The organism is Pseudomonas sp. UBA6315, assembly GCF_002438125.1.
Lineage (GTDB): Bacteria > Pseudomonadota > Gammaproteobacteria > Pseudomonadales > Pseudomonadaceae > Aquipseudomonas > Aquipseudomonas faucium.
Map to the genome: position 1 here is coordinate 1 of NZ_DJTF01000162.1, position 3,952 is coordinate 3,952.

Consider the following 3,952-nt stretch of genomic DNA (forward strand, 5'->3'; position numbering starts at 1 on the left):
AAGCCGCTTACGTTCTGGCTGTACCAGTAATCGACCGTATGGCCGACAAAGGTATCATCCACAAGAACAAAGCTGCTCGCCACAAAGGCCGTCTGAATGGCCACATCAAGGCGCTGAAAGAAGCTGCAGCTGCCTAAGCGACGTTCTTGTCGAAAAACCGACCCTAGGGTCGGTTTTTTATTGCCTGCGATTTGATGAGCTTGCCTGCAACGCCCTCATCGCCGGCAAGCCGGCTCCTACACTGTGGGAGCCGGCTTGCCGGCGATTGGGCCGCATAGCGGCCCCACTCCATTACTTGGCGATCTGAATCTTCGGCGCCCACTGCAGCCATTGATCCTCAGGCTTGTCGAACAAGGCAAAGGTCTGCTGCGGCCGGGCCGGGTTGCCCATCTGCTCGCCATCGGGCGTGGCAAAGGCAATACCGCCATCTATCAGCGTTTCCAGCGACTCGGTACGCACCGTAGCGCCCTTGAACAAGCCCCAGTCGAAGCCGAACCCGCTGCTGTTCCAGAATCGGCTACCACTGCGCACCAACGCGGCATAGCGCGGCTCGATCAGGATATGGATCAGCACCCGGTCGGCACTCTGACCCAGCTCGAAGCCGGTAACCTTGCCCACAGCCACCTCGCGATAGGTCACCGGCACGCCAGGCTTGATCGAACCCCGTCGCGGCGCGCTCAAGGTCAGCGGCAGGCCTACCTCCTGGCCGACCACCTCCGGTGCCTGGGCCAACGCGATGAAGTCGCGCTGCGCCCCCCGGTCCTTGGCTGACGGCTGCACTTCCAGGTATTGGCCACCAATCAAGGTGTCGAGGTTTTCGGTACGCACCAGGCCAAGCGCCGGCTTGACCACCCAGAACTGGGTGCCCACTCGGGCGATGCGGTCAGCCGCCTCGGTGATGCGCGCTCGCAGCAGCACCGCCTGCAGGTCCTGGGTCAGGTCGACGCTTTCCACGCTGCCCACGTCCAGGCCGCGGAAGCGGATTGGCGTGCCCGGCTTGAGGCCGTCGGCGCGATCGACGCGGATGGTGACCAGGGTGCCGCTGCGGTTCACCGCCTCCTGGCTCTCCAGCAGGCGGAAACGCGGGATACGGCGCTTGAGCGCAACGTTCGGGGTCGGCGTATCGAAGGCGATACCACCAGCCATCAGGGTCTGCAGCGATTCACTCTTGATCTTGATGCCCGACAGGCCGCCCGTGAGGGTGATGCCACTGACATTCCAGAAGCGCGACGATCCGTTGACCAGCTTTTCGTATTCCTTCTCGATGTGCACACCGATCAGGATGCGATTGCTGTTGCGGGCGAACTGGTAGCTCTGCACGCTGCCGACCTTCACCTGGCGATACATCACCGGGCTGCCGACCTCCAGCGAGCCCAGGGTGTCGGCGAACAGCACCATGTGCAGGCCGGGTGCCTTGAGGTCGAGTGGCGGCGCCTTGGGCCTGGCCTCGAACTCGCGCTGCGGCGTAGCGCCCTTCTCACCCGGGCGGATGGCGATGTAGTTACCCTTGACCAGGGCCTCCAGGCCGGTGATGCCCGCCAGCGAGATGGACGGCTTGACCACCCAGAACTGCGTGCCGTCGACCAGATAGTCTTCGGTCAAAGGGTCCAGGGTCAGCTCGGCCATGGCGCTGGCCAGGTTGTCTTCCATTTTCAGCGCTTTGAGCGAACCGACCTGAATGCCTTTGTACATCACCGGCGTGCGCCCGGCTTGCAGGCCCTCGTAGTCGTTCAGCTTGACCTTGACGCGAATGCCCGCCTGGGCAGCGTCGAAGTCTTCATAAAGGCGGAACGGCAGGCTCGGGTCGGTGGGCGGGCTGTCCTTGCGGTACTCTGGGGTGGCGAAGGCGATACCGCCGGCGACGATGCTGGACAACGATTCGCTGCGCACCTTCACCCCGGACAGGTCGGCGTCGATGCTGATGCCGCTGGCATTCCAGAAACGCGTGTGCTTGCGCACCAGGCTGGCGTAGGCCGGCTCGATGAATACCTTGACCTCGACCGTGCTCTGGTCGTCGGAGAGGCGGTAGCTCTTCACCCGGCCGACCTGGATCTGCTTGTAGAACACCGGGCTGTCGCGGTTGAGCGAGCCCAGGCGGTCAGCCTTGAGCGTCAGGTGCAGGCCTGGCTCGTTGTCCGACAGCGGCGGCGCCACTTTCAACGCGGTGAAGCGCTTGGTCCGCTCGCCTTCACCTGGGCTGACGGCAATGTAGTTGCCGGATACCAGCGTCTCAAGGCCGGAGATACCCGCCAGGCTGACACTGGGCTTTACCAGCCAGAAGCGCGTGCCCTTGTTCAGGTGAGGCTCTGCGGCCTTATTCATCTCGATGGTGGCGATGACGCCCTGCTTCTCGCCCTTGGCGTCGAGCACCAGGCTCTTCACCTTGCCGACCGGCATGCCCTTGTAGATGACTTCGGTCTTGTTGGCGACGATCCCCTCACCGCTTTCGAAACGCACCTCGATTTCCACGCCGGCATCGCGGTACGCCTGCCAGGCCAGCCAACCGCCGATCATCAGCGCGATCAGCGGCAGAATCCAGATTGCCGACCAATTGGAGGCGGGGCGGGTTTTGGCGGTTGGCAAGTCACTCATGGTCGTCATCCGACTCCGTGTTATCCCAAATCAGTCGGGGATCGAAAGTTAAAGCGGCAAGCATCGTGAGAATCACCACAGTTGCGAAGGCGACAGCGCCCAGGTTGGCTTCGACACTGGCGATGCGGCCGAAATTCACCACTGCCACCAGAATGGCAATGACGAAGATGTCCAGCATGGACCAGCGCCCTATGAACTCGATGAAGCGGTACATCAGGATTCGTTGCCGCGCCGACAAGGGTTGGCGGCGCTGCACGGAGTACAGCAGCAGGCCGATGCCGATCAGCTTGAAGGTCGGCACCAGGATGCTGGCGATGAACACCACCGCGGCAATCGGCAGCATGCCGTGCTTGAGCAGGGCGATGACGCCGGACATGATGGTGTCCGGGCTGCCCTGCCCCAGCGCGCTGACGGTCATGATCGGCAGCACGTTGGCGGGAATGTACAGAATCGATGCCGCGATCAGCAGCGCCCAGGTCCGCACGATGCTGTTGGGCCGGCGTGCGTGCACGATGGCGCCGCAGCGCGTGCAGGTCTGCGTGCCTTGCTCGCTGTCCTGGCGGTTCAGTTCATGGCATTCGTTGCAAACCACAATGCCTGCATCAATCGCCCGCATGCAGATCCTCCCCCGACAATGCACTCCAGATCTGGTGTGGCGACATCACCACTTCGAGCCAGACCTGGATCAGCAGCAGGCTGATGAAACAGAACAGACCCAGGCCTATGCTCAGCTCGGCCAGGTCCACGAGTTTGACGATGGCAACCAGCACGCCCATGAAGTAGACCTCGAGCATGCCCCAGTCACGTAGATGGTGATAGATGCGGTAGCAGAGCAGGCCATAGCTGCGGCCGATGTCCAGTCGGATGCTCAACAGCACCGCCAGCTGGCACAGCAGCTTGAGCAAGGGTATGGCCATGCTGCACAGGAAGACCACGATGGCAACGCCGCGCATCTCGGAGTTGTACAAGCCCACTACACCGGTCCAGACCGTATCGTCCGAAGTCTGGCCAAGCAGATGCAACTGCATGATCGGCAGAAAGTTGGCGGGCACAAATAGCAACAGCGCGGTCAGCACCAGGGCAAGGCTGCGGTTGACCACATTGTGCCTGTGGGCATACAGCTCGTAGCCACAGCGCGGGCATTGGGCTTTTTCGTCATGCTGCAGCACCGGCTTGCGCATCAGCAGGTCGCACTCGTGACAGGCGACCAGCTCATCCAGCGGCAACTGCTCTAGGGCTTCGGTTTCGGGCATCTGCGGATTCTGAATAGGTACGTCGGACTATTCTAGTGGCCCCGCTCGAAATGTGGGAGGCGACGAAGGCCCGAGTTTTCGAAGTAGAAAGACAAAACCCCTACCTG

The 3,952-nt window shown here is 62.1% G+C and carries 4 protein-coding genes; 1 reads left to right on the forward strand and 3 read right to left on the reverse strand.

Annotated features, from left to right (window positions below; translation table 11 throughout):
• Window positions 1-137: 30S ribosomal protein S20 (rpsT, locus tag B3E94_RS18645; protein ID WP_286914636.1), on the forward strand; the 137-nt coding region annotated here is incomplete at its 5' end.
• A gap of 154 nt (window positions 138-291) precedes the next feature.
• On the opposite strand, the gene B3E94_RS18650 is transcribed toward rpsT, so the two are convergent.
• The 3 genes from B3E94_RS18650 to B3E94_RS18660 are packed head-to-tail and all read right to left on the reverse strand — an operon-like array spanning window position 292 to window position 3,845.
• A complete protein-coding gene (locus tag B3E94_RS18650) occupies window positions 292-2,592 on the reverse strand; it encodes a PqiB family protein (RefSeq protein WP_286914634.1) in 2,301 nt (766 codons plus the stop codon).
• Window positions 2,585-3,208 (reverse strand): paraquat-inducible protein A, encoded by a 624-nt coding sequence (locus B3E94_RS18655; RefSeq protein WP_176513805.1) that lies wholly within the window; start codon window positions 3,206-3,208, stop codon window positions 2,585-2,587. Before B3E94_RS18655 ends, B3E94_RS18650 begins: the two co-directional genes overlap by 8 nt.
• Entirely contained in the window at window positions 3,195-3,845 is a 651-nt protein-coding gene (locus B3E94_RS18660) for a paraquat-inducible protein A (protein WP_176513803.1), read from the reverse strand. The genes B3E94_RS18655 and B3E94_RS18660 overlap by 14 nt, the downstream gene beginning before the upstream one ends.
• Window positions 3,846-3,952 lie beyond the last annotated feature (107 nt).